This window comes from Bradyrhizobium sp. Leo170, from assembly GCF_004296405.1.
GTDB lineage: Bacteria > Pseudomonadota > Alphaproteobacteria > Rhizobiales > Xanthobacteraceae > Bradyrhizobium.
This window is the reverse complement of sequence record NZ_PSRR01000193.1, coordinates 1-16,261: the sequence shown is the minus strand read 5'-3', so window position 1 is coordinate 16,261 and position 16,261 is coordinate 1. Positions and strand designations below refer to the sequence as shown.

The window sequence follows — 16,261 nt, the reverse complement described above, 5'->3', positions numbered from 1 at the left end:
TCCCGGGTCCCGGCTTCGCTAAGGCTTCGCCGCGCCGCGCAAGCCCGGGACGACGGGGACCGTCATTGCGAGCGCAGCGAAGCAATCCATGTCTCCGCAAGCGGCGCGATGGATTGCTTCGCTCCGCTCGCAATGACGTAGGGAGAGGTTCCGATTCAATTGTCAAACAGCGGAGTGGATGCGAGTGCGCGCTCTCGCGGGCGCTTTGCGCCCGAGCTTTGCATCTCGCTTCACCCTCTCATTGAGCATTTGATAGGACCGCTGCTGCGGTTGTCGATGCGTGTCTGCGTGGTGGACTGGGATTGGCCGATAACGCACGGATCGCCCCCCCAATGGGCCCTCAAAAGACCAGTGAACGGTGCACATGCACCCCAGCCATTGCGCCATCGCCGACCGCAAGCGATACCGAATGCGGTACTCGCGCGACGTCTCCGCAGGCAAAGGCGCCGCGCACCGTCGTTTGCTTGCTTTCGTCGGTTCGGATCTGGATGCCGAACGGAGTCGTTTCCAATTCGCAGCCAAGCGTCTCGGCCAATGGCGTAGAGGGCACATTGCGCGTTGCGGTGAACAGGCCGGCGAAAGGCAGGACGCGTCCGTCTTGTAGCCTCACGTCTGCGTGGCCTTCGATCCCTGCGATAGGACCTGCCTCGATCGTGACGCCGCGCGCAGCAAGCTCGGCGCGGGCGTCCGCGTCCGGCTCGAAGGCGCCGTTGAGCAGGAGCGTCACGTCTCCCCATTCCGTAAACAGAACTACGTGATGGAGCACGTCCGGGCTTGTGGCGATCACACCGATCCGTCCCTCATTCAGTTCATATCCGTGACAATAGGGGCAGTGAAAGACGCTACTGCCCCAGCGCTCGGCGAGCCCATCAAGAAGAGGGAGTGCATCGCTGACGCCGGTGGCAAGGATAAGCCTCTTGCCACGATAGAGCTCGCTGTTGGCTGTTGTCACCGCGAAGCCGTCTCCTTGCCGCTTGGCGTCGGTAGCGGTTCCCTCGAGCCATGTGAGCGTCGGATAGGCCATGAGCTGTTCTCGCGCAGTGCGTGCGATCTCGGCTGGATCGACTCCATCCTGACCAAGAAAGCCGTGGGATGCCGAGGCGAACCTGTTGCGCCGGGCGCCTGCGTCAACGACGATCACCTTGCGCCGGGCGCGCAACAATTGAAGGGCCGCGGCCATGCCGGCGTAGCTGCCACCGATGACGATCGCGTCATGAAGCATTTCTGTTCCTTTCCTTGTGGTGCGCCATATGACGTCGCGAGAATTCCGCACTGAGATCGGCGAGGGTGATGCCGCCGAAGCGATCGAGCAGTAGCGCCTCTGCTTCGGCGAAAGCTTCGCCCAAAACGGCGTTCAGCGGTTCGCCGTGCTCGGCCATGTGCAAAAGAGCATGAACACGGAGGAGAGGCGGCTGTCTCGCATTATGTAACTTCGTATATTACATGAACTGCCAAGTTTCAAGGCGAGCCTTGAGGCCCGGAGCGATTCTCCTCGAAACTACGTCAAAGCCCCTTCACCAAAATCCGATGGCGCCACTCTATTGATTTGCAGGGACGTCGGCGCGCGTCGTATCGTGGGAAGATTCCTTCTCCCCACTCGGCGATGGTGGGCCATTCAGCAATGTCTGGCAGGGCCGGATGCATTGCGAGATGTGCGCGAATGGATTCGGGAAGAAAGCGCCAATTTGGCGTGAAGGAAAACAGCAGCGCGTCGCGCCGTGAAGGGCTGCGGTTCGGATGCGTTCCATGGAGGAGACGGTAGTCCACCGCCGCTGCATCGCCACGGCGCACATTGAGCGTGATCTGTCCTTCGTGGTCACTCAGGGCAGGGTGGTCGGCCGCCAACTGCTCGGCGGCTGCGCGAGCCGGCGCTGAACCTGCTTTTCGATCGCTTGCAAGTCAGGTTCTTCAAAGGGCGCCGGGATGGTTGTGAAACCGTCTACAGCAAAATCGCTCGAACCTTATATGCGGGCTCCGTTACGCAGATGAAGTTTCATTACGAGATTCATCCAACCGCCGAAAGCTGACGGATCGGCTCCGGCGATTCGAACACGTGCGCCGATGCGCCCTTGACGAAAGGCACACACTCCTATAGGAACTAGTCAGTTCCAGAACTATTTGGTTCCAAATATGCCGCCCCAAGACCCGTTGAGCACCACGTTTGGTGCCCTGGCTGATCCGACCCGCAGAGCAATTCTCGCGCGACTGTTGGAGGGCGAAGCCTCGGTCGCCGAATTGGCCAAGCCATTCTCGCTGACGCCCCGGGCTGTCTCCAAGCATGTCGCCGTGTTGGAGGCGGCGGGCCTGGTGACGAAGGGCCGCGATGCCCAGCGACGTCCGTCGCGGATCGTCGCCAGCCCGCTGATCGAGATCGATTCCTGGCTCGCCAACTATCGCAAGCTCTGGCTGCAGCGCTTCGACAAGCTCGAGACCCATCTGGCAAAGCAAACGGGAGGAGAATGATGGACAGAGGCAAGGTGACCTTGGAGGAGAGGCCGCTGGGCGCCACCATCCAACGCTGGTTTCCAGCCCCGCCCGAGCTCGTCTATCGCAACTGGATTGAAGCCGAACAGATCCGGCATTGGTTTGCGACCGACGGCTACGAGGTCACTAGCTGCGAGATTGATGCACGGCCGGGAGGAAAGTGGCGGGTCGATTTTCGCTCCTCGACCGGGCAGGTCTATTTCGAGCACGGTGAATTCCGCGAAATGGTGCCGGGGAGGTCGCTCGTGCTGACCCTGACCCAGGTCGATGGCGCTCACACAGGACCGGAGACGCTGATGACCGTCACCTTCGAGGCTTCACGCGGTGGCACTGACATGACGTTCCGCCAGATTGGCTACGACAACAGCCTGCGCCGCGACGGCAATGCCGAGGGCTGGCAGGAATGCTTCGACAAGCTCGGCGCCCGCCTGACAAGCTCGAACGTCACCGCCTGAAAGGAGAAGCATATGAGCAGGAATGCAGCAGAAGAGCAGAAAGTCCGCGCTCTTTTCGCCGACTGGCTGCGCACTTCATCGGCGCTGGACATCGATGGCGCCATGCGTCCTCTCGATCCCGATATTCATTCCTATGAACATGTGGCGCCACTTCAGTACCGCGGTATCGATGCCATTCGCGAAGTCTGCCAGCAGGGCTTCGACCTGATCAAGGGCGACTTCGAATGGGACAATTCCTGATCTTCAGGTGATCGTGCGCGATGACATTGCCATCGCGTGGGGCCTCAACCGCATGCGCTACCGTTCAGCTTCAGCGCCGGTGGTTGAGAATTGGGCGCGAAGCACGAGAGTGTTTCAGAAGAAGGACGGGCAATGGAAGATGATCCACCAGCATCTTTCCGTCCCCGCCGATCCAAAAACCGGACATGCCAGATTCGACCTGAAGCCCTGAAATGGCGATTGCCGAGCAACCCTGCCGATGCGATGTGCCGCTGAAATTGTACAGACCGCGCAACGAGCGGCCCGATGGCTCGCGCTGTTATCTTTGTGGACTGTGCGGCGAAGCCCATTTGGTCCTTTGCAAGCCGGGAAGGCTTTGTTATAGGGCTGACCGCAAGCGAAACGCCGGTTTCGCCTATTCCTCGGTAGCTCAGCGGTAGAGCATTCGACTGTTAATCGAATGGTCGCTGGTTCGAATCCAGCCCGGGGAGCCAACATTTCAATTAAATCAAGCTGTTAGCCGAACCTCCTAAGCTCCTGGTTTCGCGTATGCGCGGCCCGGGCAAGGCGGATTCGCATCCGACGTCCCGATTCAAGTCGTCCTGAAGGGCGCGACTCAATCACATCCGCGTGGCGCTTTGCGGGTTTGGTGCGGACAGCCGCCAAATCGACTCATTCACCGTCGATTCTTGGCTAAGCAGGGTTCCTTGCGAGGTGATTCCATGGCCGTCTTCGACACCGAGGTGCCGAAAACAACACCCTCGATCGTCCCGAGCGATATCCCCACCATGAGCGACGATGAATGCCTCCGGCGGCTCGCGCAGATCGTCGAAGAGCACGATTCCGCGCGTCTTGACGAGGCTGCGAGGCTGATCGGCCGGCTTGCCGTCGCGATCGAATAGACGCCGTTCCCCTGCAAGAGTTCGTGCGGCCGGTATGGCCCATCGGGCGTGTTGCGTTTTGATCCTGCTTGTTACAAAAGACGGGCGGTCTCACTCCCGTCGCGGCCGCGCCGCACGACTTGCAGGTTTCAGCCCATGTCCGGTTTCTCGACCGCGCGCCAGAAAATGGTCGATGGCCAGGTGCGCACCAGTGACGTCACCGACGCGCGTATTCTCGATGCGATGCTTGCCGTGCCGCGCGAGGCTTTCGTCCCCGACAGCAAGCGCGCGCTGGCCTATCTCGATCTCGACCTCGATGTCAGCGAGGGCGGGGCGACGAAGCGCTACCTGATCACGCCAGCCGTGATGGCGAAGATGCTGCAGGCGGCTGAGATCAATTCGACTGACCGCGTTCTGGTCGTCGGCTGCGCAACCGGCTACGCGGCTGCCGTGGTTGCACACCTCGCCGGGGAGGTGTTTGCCACCGAAAGCGAGCCGACGCTCGCCGACCAGGCCAAGGCCGCGCTTGCGGGGGCTGGTGCCGCCAACGTGACCGTCCATGCCGCGCCGGCGGCGAAGGGCGATGCCGCGGACGCACCGTTCGACGTCATTTTCCTCAATGGTGCCACCGAGATCGTGCCGCAGGAACTCTTTGAGCAGCTCCGCGAGGGCGGGCGGCTGGTCGGGGTGTTTGCCTTGTCGCAGCCGCAGCGGGCCGCCATCGTGACACATACCCACGGGGATTTCGGGCATCGGCCGCTATTCGATGCCGTGGCGCCGCTCCTGCCGGGCCTGGAGCGCGTGCCGGCTTTCGTGTTCTAAGATGGATCGCCCCGGAGGGAGGAAGACTTCGAGGCGTTTCGGCGAATACGGATTCACATCAAGGGAAGGATTCCTAGCCGGCTCGAACGGAGAAGTCCGGTTCGTGGCGGCTTGGTGGCGATTCGAAGCGTTAAAATCCCGTTCTGAATCAGAAGTGTGGCCCGTTTGCCCCACGTGAAGAGTTTCCACCGGGTTCCGTTGCGAGGTAGTTCCGTCCAGCCTAGCTGCGGAATAAGGTGAGGCGGGACTCACTTCGATCGAAGCAGCGCCCGGTTCATGGTCTCGAGCCGGGTGGTGAATAGCAATGGATGGATTATTGGGGATGCGTGGGGTGAAGGTTGTCACCGGAGCCGCGGCAGCGGTCCTTTTGTTGGCGTGCATGGGACCGACGCCGGCCCTGGCCGACACGATCGAGGCCGCATTGGTTCGTGCCTATCAGACCAATCCGCAGCTCAATGCGCAGCGCGCCTTCGTGCGCTCCACCGACGAAAACGTGCCGCAGGCTTTGTCGGGCTACCGGCCGAGGGTGTCGATCACGGCGAGCGGCGGTTATCAGTACACTGATGCCGTCTCGGGTGGAGTGGCTGCGCATGGAGCGCAGGCCCCGCGCGCCGTCGGCGCCACGATTTCGCAGACCCTGTTCAATGGATTTCAGACCGGCAACCGAACGCGGGCCGCGGAGAGCCAGGTTTCCGGCTCACGCGAAGCGCTGCGGAATATCGAACAGACCGTGCTGTTCAGCGCCGCGCAGATCTACATGGACTACCTGCGCGACGCGGCGATCGTCGAGGTCCAGCGCAGCAACACGCGGGTGCTCGAGCAGACGCTCAAGCAGACCCGCGACCGATTCAATGTCGGTGAGGTGACGCGTACCGACGTCGCGCAATCGGAGGCTCAGCTCGCCGCCGGACGCACGCAGCAGCTCACGGCCGAATCCCAACTGACCACGACGCGATCGAACTTCCGGCGCATCATCGGCAGCGAACCGACGAATCTCGCGCCGGGCTCACCGGTCGACCGTTTCCTGCCGCCGACCCTCAATGCCGCCATCGAACTCGCGCTGACGCAGAACCCGAACGTGACCGCAGCGATGTTTGGCGTCGACGTCAACTTCCTCAACGTCAAGATCGCCGAAGGCGCGCTGTTTCCGAGCGTGACGCTGCAGGCGAGCGCGCAGCAGGCCTACGATCAGACGCTGGTCATCCAGCGCCAGTTCCAGGCGTCGGCGATAGCGCAGATTGCGGTGCCAATATACCAGGGCGGCGCCGAATATTCGCTGATCCGCCAAAATAAGGAATCGTTGGCCCAGCAGCGCCTTGTGCTCGAACAGACGCGCGATCAGGCGCGCGCCAATGTCGTCACGGCATGGGGCCAGTTGTTGGCCGGCAAGGCGCAAGTAACCTCCGCGCAGGCGCAGGTGACGGCATCCGAGATCGCGCTCAACGGCGTGCGCGAGGAAGCCAAGGCCGGGCAGCGCACCACGCTCGACGTGCTGAACCAGCAGCAGGCCCTGGTCAACGCCCGCAACGCTCTCGTGATTGCGCAGCATGACCGTGTGGTCGCCTCCTACAGCGTGCTGCAGGCGGTGGGCCGGCTGCAGCCCCAGGTGCTCAACCTGCCGACCTCGACCTACGATGCGAGCGTGCACTACCAGCAGGTGCGTGATAGCTGGGCTGGGGTTCGAACGCCCGACGGCCGCTGATCGTCGCTCCCACATTGCTCTGAACAGACAATTGGGCCCGCTTGGCTAGCGGGCCCAATGCATTTCTGAGCCCTCGTTTGTCCCACCCGCGGCCGCCGACTCCATATGTCGCGTGGTGGTCATGAAGACGCCGCAAAACTTCGAAGCGCGTTGCTTGCAATCGATTGTTGCCCTGACATACCGTTTCCATAGGCAACAGAACGATTCGCAACGGCTTTTTGCGTCCATCGCTGCGGATCGGTTGCCGTGAGGGCGAACGCACCGCGTGCAACGCACCGGTAACCGTTGATCTGGGGACAAGTCCGGACTCGAGCGATGAAAAATTCCGGCCGCTTCATCCGGAACCGCCGAATCTCGTGCGGTTTGGTGTAGGATAATTTCGATGTGGAGTCGGAAATGACGCAACCTGCAAAGGTCCAAGAGCCCTCCATGGAGGAGATTCTGGCGTCGATCCGTCGCATCATTGCCGATGATGAGGCCAAGCCCGCTTCCGCGGATAAACCCGCAAACGACAGGCCGGCAAGTGTTGCGGCGCCGGAGAAACCGGCGGTCGCCGCCGCGCCTGCCCCCAAGCCGGTGGTGAAGGACATTCCGCCGCCGCCGACTCCTGCAGCAGCGAAGCCGGCGCCACCAGCGCCAAAACCTGCGCCGGCGCCACCACCAGCCAAAACCAACAGCCAGGACGACATCGACGCCATGCTGGCGAGCCTCGATGAGGCGACGCAGGAGGCCGAAGTCAGGCCGCCCCAACCCGATGGCGACGTATTCGAACTGACTGACGAAATGGCCCTGCCGGATCCAGCACCGACGCCCAAGCCGCCGCCACCGACCTTTCAGAAAGTTGAACCGCAGGACGACATCGAATTCACGGAAGCCACCAAGCCGCCGCCTCCACCGCGGCAGTCAGCCTATGAGCCGGCGACCGAGAGTTCCTCCTATGGTCAGCAGCCAATCTTGTCGCGCACGACCATGAACGCGGTCGAAAGCGCGTTCAATTCGCTGGCCAATACCGTGCTCAGCAACAATGCACGGACGCTGGAGGATTTGGTCAAGGAAATGCTGCGGCCGATGCTGAAATCCTGGCTGGACGACAACCTGCCGGGGCTGGTCGAGCGGATCGTGAAAGCCGAGATCGAGCGGGTTTCGCGCGGGCGCTAGCCGCTCGGGCTGCGAAGCCCCCTCAATTCAGCCATCCCGAATGGGTGTTATGGCGGCTTGGACGCGTCGGTCCGGTTGACTTGGCGCGTTCGGACGGCTTTTTAGCGCTCTCAAACATCCCATTTGTAGTGCCATGATCGAGAAAAACTACCAGCCTGCCGATATCGAAAGCCGGATGTCCCGCGTCTGGGAGGAGAGCGGCGCCTTCAAGGCCGGCCGCCCCGAGCGGCGCGACGCCGCGCCGTTCACCATCGTGATCCCGCCGCCGAACGTGACGGGCTCGCTGCACATGGGACATGCGCTGAACAATACGCTGCAGGACATCCTCTGCCGCTTCGAGCGCATGCGCGGACGCGACGTGCTCTGGCAGCCCGGCACCGACCATGCCGGCATCGCCACCCAGATGGTGGTCGAGCGGCAGTTGATGGAACGGCAGGAGCCAAGCCGTCGCGAGATGGGCCGCGCCAAATTCCTCGAGCGGGTCTGGCAATGGAAGGCCGAGAGCGGCGGTACCATCATCAACCAGCTCAAGCGGCTGGGCGCCTCCTGCGACTGGTCGCGCGAGCGCTTCACGATGGACGAGGGCCTGTCGCGCGCGGTCGTGAAGGTGTTCGTCGAACTCCACCGCGAAGGGCTGATCTACAAGGACAAGCGGCTGGTCAATTGGGACCCGAAACTGCTCACCGCGATCTCCGATCTCGAGGTGCAGCAGGTCGAGGTCAAGGGCCACCTTTGGTACCTGCGCTATCCGATCGAGGGCAGGGCGTTCAGCCCTGACGATCCCGCAAGCTTCATCGTGGTCGCGACGACCCGTCCCGAAACCATGCTCGGCGATACCGCGGTGGCCGTGCATCCGGACGACGAGCGCTACAGTGCGCTGGTCGGCAGCCACGTGATCCTGCCGCTGGTCGGCCGCAGGATTCCGATCGTGGCTGACGATTACTCCGATCCAGAGAAGGGCTCCGGCGCAGTAAAGGTCACGCCGGCGCACGACTTCAACGACTTCGAGATCGGCAAGCGCCATGGGCTGCCGCAGATCAGCGTGCTCGACCAGGAGGGCAAGCTCTCGCTTGTCGGCAACGAGGACTATCTGCGCGGCCTGCCTGAGGGTGCGCTGCAGTTCGCTGAAGAGTTCCACGGCGTCGAGCGCTTTGCCGCGCGAAAACAGATCGTGGCGCGGCTGGAGGATTTCGGCTTTCTCGAGAAGATCGAGCCGAACACGCATATGGTGCCGCATGGCGACCGTTCCGGCGTGGTCATCGAGCCGTTCCTCACCGACCAATGGTATGTCGACGCCAAGACGCTGGCGCAACCGGCGATCGCGGCCGTGCGCGCGGGCGAAACCAGCTTCGTACCGAAGAACTGGGAAAAGACCTATTTCGAATGGATGGAGAACATCCAGCCCTGGTGCATCTCGCGCCAGCTCTGGTGGGGCCATCAGATCCCGGCGTGGTACGGGCCCGACGGCAAGGTCTTCGTCGCCGAGACCGAGGAAGAGGCCGTTGGCAACGCGCTCGGCTATTACGTCGAGCAGGAAGTGATCACGCCGGAGCAGGGCCACGACATGGCGGAGGACCCCGCCAAGCGCGAGGGCTTCATCACCCGCGATGAAGACGTGCTCGACACCTGGTTCTCGTCCGCGCTGTGGCCGTTCTCGACGCTTGGCTGGCCGGACGAGACGCCGGAGCTGCAGCGCTACTATCCGACCGACACGCTGGTCACCGGTTTCGACATCATCTTCTTCTGGGTGGCGCGGATGATGATGATGGGCCTTCACTTCACGAAAGAGGTGCCGTTCTCGACCATCTACATGCACGCCCTTGTCCGCGACGAGAAGGGCGCCAAGATGTCGAAGTCGAAAGGCAACGTCATCGATCCCCTGCATCTCGTCGACGAATACGGCGCAGATGCGCTGCGCTTCACGCTGGCGGCGATGGCGGCGCAGGGACGCGACATCAAGCTGTCGACGCAGCGCGTCGATGGCTATCGCAGCTTCGCCACCAAGCTCTGGAACGCCTGTCGTTTTGCCGAGATGAACGGCGCCGCCCTGACGGCCGGGTTTGATCCGACCAGCGTGAAGCAGACGCTGAATCGCTGGATCATGCATGAGACGACGCTTGCGGCCCGCGAGGTGACTGAAGCGATCGAGGCGTACCGTTTCAATGATGCGGCAGGCGCGGTCTATCGCTTCGTCTGGAACGTGTTCTGCGACTGGTATGTCGAGCTGACCAAACCGCTGTTGATGGGCGAGGACGGGCCTGCGAAGACCGAGACCCGCGCCATGATCGCATGGGTGCGCGACGAGATCCTGAAGCTGCTGCACCCGTTCATGCCGTTCATCACCGAGGAACTCTGGGACGTCACAGCGAAGCGCGACGGTCTTCTGGTGCTGGCGCCATGGCCGCGAAAGGCGCGCGCGCTAACGCCTGAGCAGATCGCCACGCTTTCGCTGGCAGGGCCGACCGACGCGCTCATTCCGCCCGTGATCGGCACGTTCGAGGATGACACCGAGGAGGAGTTCAGCGACCCCGAAGCCGAGGCCGAGATCGGCTGGGTGGTTGATCTCGTCAGTGCGATCCGCTCGGTGCGCGCGGAGATGAACATCCCACCGTCCACGTTGACGCCGCTGGTGCTTGTAGACGTTTCCGATGAGACGAAGGCGCGGGGGCAGCGCTGGAACGATGTCGCCAAACGGCTGGCGCGGCTGGCCGACATCTCCTTTGCCGATGCCGCCCCGGAAGGTGCTGTGCAGCTATTGGTGCGCGGCGAGGTCGCGGCGCTGCCGCTGAAGGGCGTGATCGATCTTGCCGCCGAGCGCGCGCGGCTCGAGAAGGAAATCGCGAAAGCCGACGCCGACATCAAGCGCGTCGACGCCAAGCTTTCCAACGAGAAGTTCGTCGCCAACGCGCCGGAAGAGATCGTCGAGGAAGAAAAGGAAAAGCGCGAGGCGGCGCTGGAGCGGAAGGCAAAGATCCTCGAGGCGCTCGAGCGGCTGAAGAAGGCTTCTTGAGAAGAGGTAGGGTGGGCAAAGCGCAGCGTGCCCACCATGCACGTTCGGTGCAAGTCTTCGGTGCAAGTCAGGGTGGGCACGCTGCGCTTTGCCCACCCTACGATCCGTTTCGAAACCCGCGCCTAGACAAACGTGAAGTCGCTCGCGTGGAGCTGATCGAGCGTCGTGTTCCTGATCTCGACCGAATTGTTGTCGTCGAAGGTGATGACGACGCTCGTTCCGCTCTGCGCCATGTGCGATTGCACGGCGTTGAAATCGGCAAACACCGTGCGGTTGAACTGAATCAGATCCTGCGCGCCATCGGTGTTCTGGAAGTCGACAATGACGTCCTTGCCGAAGCCGGGGCTGAACATGAAAATGTCATTGCCTGCGCCGCCTGACAAAGTGTCGTTACCGCCGTCGCCATTGAGCCTGTCGTCGCCGCTGCCGCCGTACAGGAGCTCGTTGCCGGTTCCGCCCATCAGCGTGTCGTTGCCGTCATCGCCGAACATTTGGGTCGCGGCCGGACCGCCTTTCATCGAGTCATTGCCGGCGCCGCCATAGAGGGTGTCGTTACCGCCGCCGCCTGAAAGATAGTCATTACCGTCGCCACCCTTGATGACGTTGGCGGCCCATCCGCCATAGAGCTGGTCGTTGCCGGCGCCGCCGTCGAGCAGGGCGCCGGTATCGCCGTTGCCCGCTTTGATGATGTCGTTGCCATCGTCGCCATAGAGTTGATCAGTTGCGGTGGCAATGCCAGGACCGCCATTGATCGTGTCGTCGCCTGCGCCGCCATGGATCACGTCGGCACCGGCGCCACCGTTGATCACATCCTTCCCAGGACCGCCGTCGATGATGTCGTTGTCGGTCGACGCGCCAAAGAACAGGTCCTGGTGGCCGCTCATGTCATAATGGATCGCCTTGTTCTGATAGAGATTCCAGGTTCCCGGCGAGCTCGGATTGACCGCATCGGCAACCGACAGATGATCGCCATTGACCGTGATGTCCTTGATGTAGAGGTTGCGGTCGCCACTGGCGCCGGCGATGTCGTTGATGAAGGCGAGATCGAGACTTGAGATCGTCGCGGGGTTGGCGAATGTGAAGGTGAAGGTCTGGAAGCCCGATGCGTTGGTCGCATTGTGGAACTCGACGGTGTTGCCGACCTGCTGGCCATTGACCAGAAGCTGCATCTGCGCGCCGATGCCGTCGACGACGGAGCCATAGCCGGTCACGGTGACGGTGGTTTGCGTCAATTTCGGAATCGTGTCGGGACCGCCGGTGATGGTGTCGTCGCCCGCGCCGGCCTTGATCGTATCGTTGCCGACCCCGCCCGACAGCACGTCATTGCCGCCGCCGGTATCCATCAGATCGGCGGCCGGAGAGCCCGTCAGGGTCTGGCCGGGGGGCTGACGCTCGCCGCCGTACCATTCTGTGATCAGCCCCTGAGCCGGCTTCCCTTCCGGTGAGTAGCCGAGTGGTGAATATTTGTTGTCCGCATCCCAGTTCCAGATCGAAGCGCCCCTGAACCAGCTTCCGCCTTCCGATCCCCACACCTGAAAGAAGGCGTTGAACGCGTCATATTGCTCCTGGACGTCCTGCGTTGAGCTCCCTGGGTTGCCCGGGCTGATATTGGTGCCGTCGACGCTGCGATAGCCTGTTTCGGTGAAGACCACCTGCTTGCCGTATTGAAGGGCGAGGGAGTGGAAGAAATCGACCGGCGATTTGTGATCCATCACCTTGGCCCAATAATCATCGGTGGACATGGTGTTCCACGCGTTGACCATTTCCTGGACGGTTGGATCGCGCTCGGTCGTCAGCGGCGGATAGGCGTTGACGCCGATGACATCGACCTTGTCCCAGAAGCTGACATTGATGGCTTCATCGGTGGCGGCGGCGTAGGTGATTTCGCCGTGATACACGGCGCGCACGGAATTGATGATGTCCACCCAGTCGTCGCGATATTCGGGACCGGAGAGCTTGCCGAGCTCATTGCCGATCACGAACATGCTGACGCCGGCTTGCTGGGCGAGTTCCGCCATGTGAACGATTTCGGTCTTGTAGGACGCGAAGAAGGCGGCGGGATCGTCCGGTGTCAGCACATGTGCAAGCGAGCCATCGAGAGCGGAGACCATGGGTTTCAGCGAAACCGAAAGGCCGAGCGCCTTCGCATCCGCGATGGCTTTAAGGATGTTGGCGTCGCTCTCGGTCTTGCCGGGATCGGCGAACACATCGTCCGAATGCCTCGTGTTCGTAAAGAGCCGAGGCGCAAGCTCGATCGAATTTGCATTGGTGTCCGCGATTGCCTGCATGGCATCGCGCGCCGCGCTGGTGACGAATGCACCATTGTAGTTGGACGGGAATCCGAATCCTTCGACAGTAAAAACGCCCGCCATCGGCCAGCTCCTTAGTTTCTATGTTTTCTATTTCGCTGTTTCGGTGGCCAGCATTTTGCGCAGGACTTGTTCACCTGCGTTGTGTTCCGTCATTTCAGCAGAGCACAATTCATAAGCAACTCACACGCGTGCAGCGAAGCAACGCGCGCTCAGTCTGCACGCGCAACGTGGGCGTGTCGTGACAGGATTGCGTCGATGTTGCGATTGTTGATGCGCGCCTCGTTACGATGGCGCTTCAACTTCAACTCAAACTGGAAATGGCTTGCTCAGGAATTTCGAGCCCTTCATGCCATAACGCCAAGGCAGATCGATTGCTTTTGTGATTCCGATTCGCACGCCTGCGACAATATCGACACTGCCGACGCGCGCGTGCAGCGAGAACGGTGCCTGATCGAGCGGCAGGGCGTCGTGCTCAATCGTTATGCCGAGTGCTTCGGTCAGCTTTCCCGGACCGGAACATAGTGCGTGCGCTTCCTTGAGATGACGTCGCCGCCGCATCGTCGCGATCCCATGCGTGGGCTCCAGCGCGCGGATCAGCAGGGCGCTCGCCGAGCCTGCTTCTTCGCAGACGAAATTCACGCACCAGTGGATGCCGTAGGAGCGATAGACATAGGCAAAGCCCGGCGGGCCGAACATCACCTGGTTGCGCGGCGTCGGCCCACGATAGGAATGGGCGGCCGGATCGGTGTGGTGATAGGCCTCCACCTCCACGATGAGGCCGCCGACGCCATTGAAGAGCAAGGTCGCGCCGATCAGGTCGGGCGCGACCTCGTGCACGCTGCGGCCAAAGAATGAGCGTTTGAGCGCCTTGCCAAGGCGGATGGGTGCTTCGCCCGGCAGTCTGGGATTTTGAACCATTTTGGTGGGAATCAGAGGGAAACGCGGGGGACTGCTGCCCATATGTTGCACGTTCTGTTAGCATGCGCGAGCCGGGTTGCGGGTTCGGGCAATACGGATTAGCTAACAGTCTCGAAGATCCGCAGATTTCCCATGGTCACCCTGATCGACACCATTTCAGCCAGTCCGCTGCGCCCGCGCCACCCCGAAAAGGTGAACCGGCCCGACGCGCTGTCGCCGCCTAAGCCGGACTGGATCCGGGTGCGTGCGCCGAACACGCGCGGCTATGCCGATACCCGCAACATCGTGAAGGAGAATGGCCTCGTCACGGTCTGCGAGGAGGCCGGCTGCCCGAATATCGGCGAGTGCTGGGACAAGAAGCACGCCACCTTCATGATCATGGGGGACACCTGCACCCGGGCGTGTGCGTTCTGCAACGTCAAGACGGGCATGCCCGGCGCGCTTGACGCCGGCGAGCCGGAGCACGTGGCGGAGGCGACCTTCAAGCTCGGGCTCTCGCATGTCGTCATCACCTCGGTCGACCGCGACGATCTTGCCGACGGCGGCGCTGAGCATTTTGCCCAGACCGTCCGCGCCATCCGCGCGCGCTGCCCGAAGACCACGATCGAGCTCCTCACCCCCGACTTCCTGCGCAAGGAAGGCGCGCTTGAAGTCGTGGCGGCGGCAAAGCCCGACGTCTTCAACCACAATCTCGAAACCGTGCCCTCGCGCTATCTGTCGGTGCGGCCCGGCGCGCGCTATTTCCACTCGATCCGGTTGCTGCAGCGGGTGAAGGAGATCGATCCGACGATTTTCACCAAGTCCGGCATCATGGTGGGCCTGGGTGAGGAGCGGCACGAGGTGCTGCAGGTGATGGACGACCTGCGCTCGGCGGATGTCGATTTCCTCACGATCGGCCAATATCTGCAACCGACGCGGAAGCATCACGCCGTGATGCGCTACGTCACGCCGGACGAGTTCGCGGGCTACGAGAAGGTTGCCTATACCAAGGGCTTCCTGATGGTGTCGGCGAGTCCGTTGACGCGTTCGTCCCATCATGCGGGCGACGATTTCGCCAAACTGCAAGCGGCGCGCGTGGCGCGGTCGCGCTAACGCCGGATCGCCGATGCGACGCATTCTTGTGATGGGATCCTCGGGGTCCGGCAAATCGACCTTTGCGCAACGTCTTTCAGACACTACGGGAATCCCGTTCGTGTCGCTCGACGCGATCTACTGGAAACCAGGCTGGGTCGCGTCCGAGAACGCGGAGTTCCACGAACGCGTGACTGAGGTGGCGCTTCGACCGCAATGGGTCATGGACGGAAACTACATTTCAAATGGGGCCGGCGAGCTGCGCCGCCAGGTCTGCGATAGCGTCATCTGGTTTGATCTTCCGCGTCGGACCTGCATGCTTGGCATCGCGAGGCGGATAGCCGGAAGCTTTGGCCAGGTTCGACCGGAAATGGCCGAGGGGTGCCCGGAACGAATCGATCTCGAATTCTTTCGATACGTCTGGACGTATCGACAGAAGCAGCGACCGAAGCTTCTCAAGTTTTTCGAGGGCCTGCGACCCGACCAGTCACTTGTCCGCTTCAGGGATCGGACACGGGCGAGCCAGTATTTGAAGGAGCTCGCGCCGATGCTCCATGCGACGAGTATCCACTGATGCCGAGGTTTTCCAGCACGCGGCGGGTCCGTCACTCCGCGTCGCAGATGTTCGATCTGGTCGCCGATGTCGAGCGCTATCCGGAATTCGTGCCGCTGTGCCATGCGCTGAAGATCCGGCAGCGCACTCCGAAGGAGGACGGCACGGAGGTCCTGGTCGCCGACATGACCGTGTCGTTCAAGCTGGTGCGCGAGAACTTCACCAGTCGCGTCACGCTGGATCGGCCGAACCTGAAGATCATGGTCGAATATCTGCGCGGCCCGTTCAGCAATCTCGAGAACCGCTGGACCTTCGAGCCGAAATCCGAGACCGAGTGCGATGTCGGCTTCTTCATCTCATATGAGTTCAGAAGCCGGATGCTGGCGATGCTGATGGGATCGATGTTCGATGCCGCATTCCAACGCTTCGCCGCCGCATTCGAAAAACGCGCCGATGTGATCTACGGCAAGCCGGCTACCGCATCGTAAGCTATCCCCGTCATTGCGAGGAGCGAAGCGACGAAGCAATCCATTCTGCCCGCGTGGGAGAGGTGGGTTGCTTCGCGGAGCCTGTCATCGGGCGGCGCTGCGCGCCGACCCGGTGGCTCGCAATGACGGAGCGAAAGCGCTTAGGCCCGTGGCGGACGGCGGCGCTTGACGGCGCTGCGGCGCGGGGA

Annotated in this window: 17 protein-coding genes and 1 tRNA gene; 13 read left to right on the top strand and 5 right to left on the bottom strand. The window is 62.1% G+C overall.

The genetic code is table 11. The features are described 5' to 3' along the window. Positions 1–340 precede the first annotated feature (340 nt). From CWO89_RS27230 to CWO89_RS27220, 3 genes are all read right to left on the bottom strand, one after another. The gene (locus tag CWO89_RS27230) at positions 341–1,222 is read right to left on the bottom strand and encodes an NAD(P)/FAD-dependent oxidoreductase (protein WP_130581700.1); all 882 of its coding nucleotides are present in this window, start codon (positions 1,220–1,222) and stop codon (positions 341–343) included. Next, entirely contained in the window at positions 1,212–1,379 is a 168-nt protein-coding gene (locus CWO89_RS27225; protein ID WP_207234582.1) for a hypothetical protein, read from the bottom strand. The genes CWO89_RS27230 and CWO89_RS27225 overlap by 11 nt, the downstream gene beginning before the upstream one ends. Positions 1,380–1,503: 124 nt before the next feature. Then, on the bottom strand, positions 1,504–1,845 hold the full coding sequence (locus tag CWO89_RS27220) for a phytanoyl-CoA dioxygenase family protein (protein WP_130581699.1): 342 nt from the start codon (positions 1,843–1,845) through the stop codon (positions 1,504–1,506). A gap of 285 nt (positions 1,846–2,130) precedes the next feature. On the opposite strand from CWO89_RS27220, the gene CWO89_RS27215 reads away from it, so the two are divergent. The 10 genes from CWO89_RS27215 (at position 2,131) to CWO89_RS27170 (ending at position 10,731) form a co-directional block, all read left to right on the top strand. Beyond that, on the top strand, positions 2,131–2,463 hold the full coding sequence (locus CWO89_RS27215) for an ArsR/SmtB family transcription factor (protein WP_130581698.1): 333 nt from the start codon (positions 2,131–2,133) through the stop codon (positions 2,461–2,463). Next, positions 2,463–2,939 carry an SRPBCC family protein gene (locus CWO89_RS27210; protein WP_165421366.1) on the top strand — a complete coding sequence of 159 codons (477 nt, stop codon included), beginning with the start codon at positions 2,463–2,465 and terminating at the stop codon, positions 2,937–2,939. Before CWO89_RS27215 ends, CWO89_RS27210 begins: the two co-directional genes overlap by 1 nt. 12 nt (positions 2,940–2,951) lie before the next feature. Next, positions 2,952–3,179, top strand: coding sequence for a Cif family virulence factor (locus CWO89_RS27205; RefSeq protein ID WP_130581696.1), 228 nt, complete (start codon positions 2,952–2,954; stop codon positions 3,177–3,179). A 7-nt stretch (positions 3,180–3,186) separates the two neighbouring features. Further along, positions 3,187–3,390, top strand: a complete 204-nt coding sequence (locus tag CWO89_RS27200; RefSeq protein WP_165421365.1) for a YybH family protein — start codon at positions 3,187–3,189, stop codon at positions 3,388–3,390. 187 nt (positions 3,391–3,577) lie between these two features. Further along, positions 3,578–3,652: transfer RNA gene (locus CWO89_RS27195), tRNA-Asn, on the top strand. 228 nt (positions 3,653–3,880) lie between these two features. Next, on the top strand, positions 3,881–4,060 hold the full coding sequence (locus CWO89_RS27190) for a hypothetical protein (protein WP_130581694.1): 180 nt from the start codon (positions 3,881–3,883) through the stop codon (positions 4,058–4,060). 135 nt (positions 4,061–4,195) lie between these two features. Beyond that, positions 4,196–4,861: a protein-L-isoaspartate O-methyltransferase family protein gene (locus CWO89_RS27185; RefSeq protein ID WP_130581693.1), complete on the top strand. Its 666-nt coding sequence runs from the start codon at positions 4,196–4,198 to the stop codon at positions 4,859–4,861. Between the two features lie 322 nt (positions 4,862–5,183). After that, positions 5,184–6,563: a TolC family outer membrane protein gene (locus tag CWO89_RS27180; protein WP_130581692.1), complete on the top strand. Its 1,380-nt coding sequence runs from the start codon at positions 5,184–5,186 to the stop codon at positions 6,561–6,563. A gap of 396 nt (positions 6,564–6,959) precedes the next feature. After that, positions 6,960–7,721, top strand: coding sequence for a PopZ family protein (locus CWO89_RS27175; protein ID WP_165421364.1), 762 nt, complete (start codon positions 6,960–6,962; stop codon positions 7,719–7,721). 133 nt (positions 7,722–7,854) lie between these two features. Next, positions 7,855–10,731, top strand: coding sequence for a valine--tRNA ligase (locus tag CWO89_RS27170; protein WP_130581690.1), 2,877 nt, complete (start codon positions 7,855–7,857; stop codon positions 10,729–10,731). Positions 10,732–10,853: 122 nt separating this feature from the next. Here the strand turns inward: CWO89_RS27170 and CWO89_RS27165 are convergent, their stop codons facing one another. Together CWO89_RS27165 and CWO89_RS27160 are read right to left on the bottom strand one after the other, a co-directional pair. Next, positions 10,854–13,103, bottom strand: coding sequence for a glycoside hydrolase family 113 (locus CWO89_RS27165; RefSeq protein WP_130581689.1), 2,250 nt, complete (start codon positions 13,101–13,103; stop codon positions 10,854–10,856). Positions 13,104–13,349: 246 nt separating this feature from the next. Beyond that, on the bottom strand, positions 13,350–13,961 hold the full coding sequence (locus CWO89_RS27160; protein ID WP_130581688.1) for a DNA-3-methyladenine glycosylase: 612 nt from the start codon (positions 13,959–13,961) through the stop codon (positions 13,350–13,352). Positions 13,962–14,093: 132 nt separating this feature from the next. On the opposite strand from CWO89_RS27160, the gene lipA reads away from it, so the two are divergent. From lipA to CWO89_RS27145, 3 genes are all read left to right on the top strand, one after another. Further along, positions 14,094–15,053: a lipoyl synthase gene (gene lipA, locus CWO89_RS27155; protein WP_130581687.1), complete on the top strand. Its 960-nt coding sequence runs from the start codon at positions 14,094–14,096 to the stop codon at positions 15,051–15,053. 100 nt (positions 15,054–15,153) lie between these two features. Continuing rightward, positions 15,154–15,606, top strand: a complete 453-nt coding sequence (locus CWO89_RS27150) for a P-loop NTPase family protein (RefSeq protein ID WP_245476607.1) — start codon at positions 15,154–15,156, stop codon at positions 15,604–15,606. Further along, complete coding sequence (locus CWO89_RS27145) at positions 15,606–16,073, top strand: type II toxin-antitoxin system RatA family toxin (protein WP_130581685.1); 468 nt, start codon at positions 15,606–15,608, stop codon at positions 16,071–16,073. The genes CWO89_RS27150 and CWO89_RS27145 overlap by 1 nt, the downstream gene beginning before the upstream one ends. The last annotated feature ends 188 nt before the right edge of the window (positions 16,074–16,261 follow it).

What these genes read in the sequence shown, in the direction of transcription:
- CWO89_RS27190 (WP_130581694.1), top strand. Translation starts at nt 3,881, where the DNA reads ATGGCCGTCTTCGACACCGAGGTGCCGAAAACAACACCCTCGATCGTC.
- CWO89_RS27215 (WP_130581698.1), top strand. Translation starts at nt 2,131, where the DNA reads ATGCCGCCCCAAGACCCGTTGAGCACCACGTTTGGTGCCCTGGCTGAT.
- CWO89_RS27185 (WP_130581693.1), top strand. Translation starts at nt 4,196, where the DNA reads ATGTCCGGTTTCTCGACCGCGCGCCAGAAAATGGTCGATGGCCAGGTG.
- CWO89_RS27175 (WP_165421364.1), top strand. Translation starts at nt 6,960, where the DNA reads ATGACGCAACCTGCAAAGGTCCAAGAGCCCTCCATGGAGGAGATTCTG.
- CWO89_RS27180 (WP_130581692.1), top strand. Translation starts at nt 5,184, where the DNA reads ATGCGTGGGGTGAAGGTTGTCACCGGAGCCGCGGCAGCGGTCCTTTTG.
- CWO89_RS27145 (WP_130581685.1), top strand. Translation starts at nt 15,606, where the DNA reads ATGCCGAGGTTTTCCAGCACGCGGCGGGTCCGTCACTCCGCGTCGCAG.
- CWO89_RS27205 (WP_130581696.1), top strand. Translation starts at nt 2,952, where the DNA reads ATGAGCAGGAATGCAGCAGAAGAGCAGAAAGTCCGCGCTCTTTTCGCC.
- lipA (WP_130581687.1), top strand. Translation starts at nt 14,094, where the DNA reads ATGGTCACCCTGATCGACACCATTTCAGCCAGTCCGCTGCGCCCGCGC.
- CWO89_RS27170 (WP_130581690.1), top strand. Translation starts at nt 7,855, where the DNA reads ATGATCGAGAAAAACTACCAGCCTGCCGATATCGAAAGCCGGATGTCC.
- CWO89_RS27160 (WP_130581688.1), bottom strand. Translation starts at nt 13,961, where the DNA reads ATGGTTCAAAATCCCAGACTGCCGGGCGAAGCACCCATCCGCCTTGGC.
- CWO89_RS27210 (WP_165421366.1), top strand. Translation starts at nt 2,463, where the DNA reads ATGGACAGAGGCAAGGTGACCTTGGAGGAGAGGCCGCTGGGCGCCACC.
- CWO89_RS27225 (WP_207234582.1), bottom strand. Translation starts at nt 1,379, where the DNA reads ATGGCCGAGCACGGCGAACCGCTGAACGCCGTTTTGGGCGAAGCTTTC.
- CWO89_RS27230 (WP_130581700.1), bottom strand. Translation starts at nt 1,222, where the DNA reads ATGCTTCATGACGCGATCGTCATCGGTGGCAGCTACGCCGGCATGGCC.
- CWO89_RS27165 (WP_130581689.1), bottom strand. Translation starts at nt 13,103, where the DNA reads ATGGCGGGCGTTTTTACTGTCGAAGGATTCGGATTCCCGTCCAACTAC.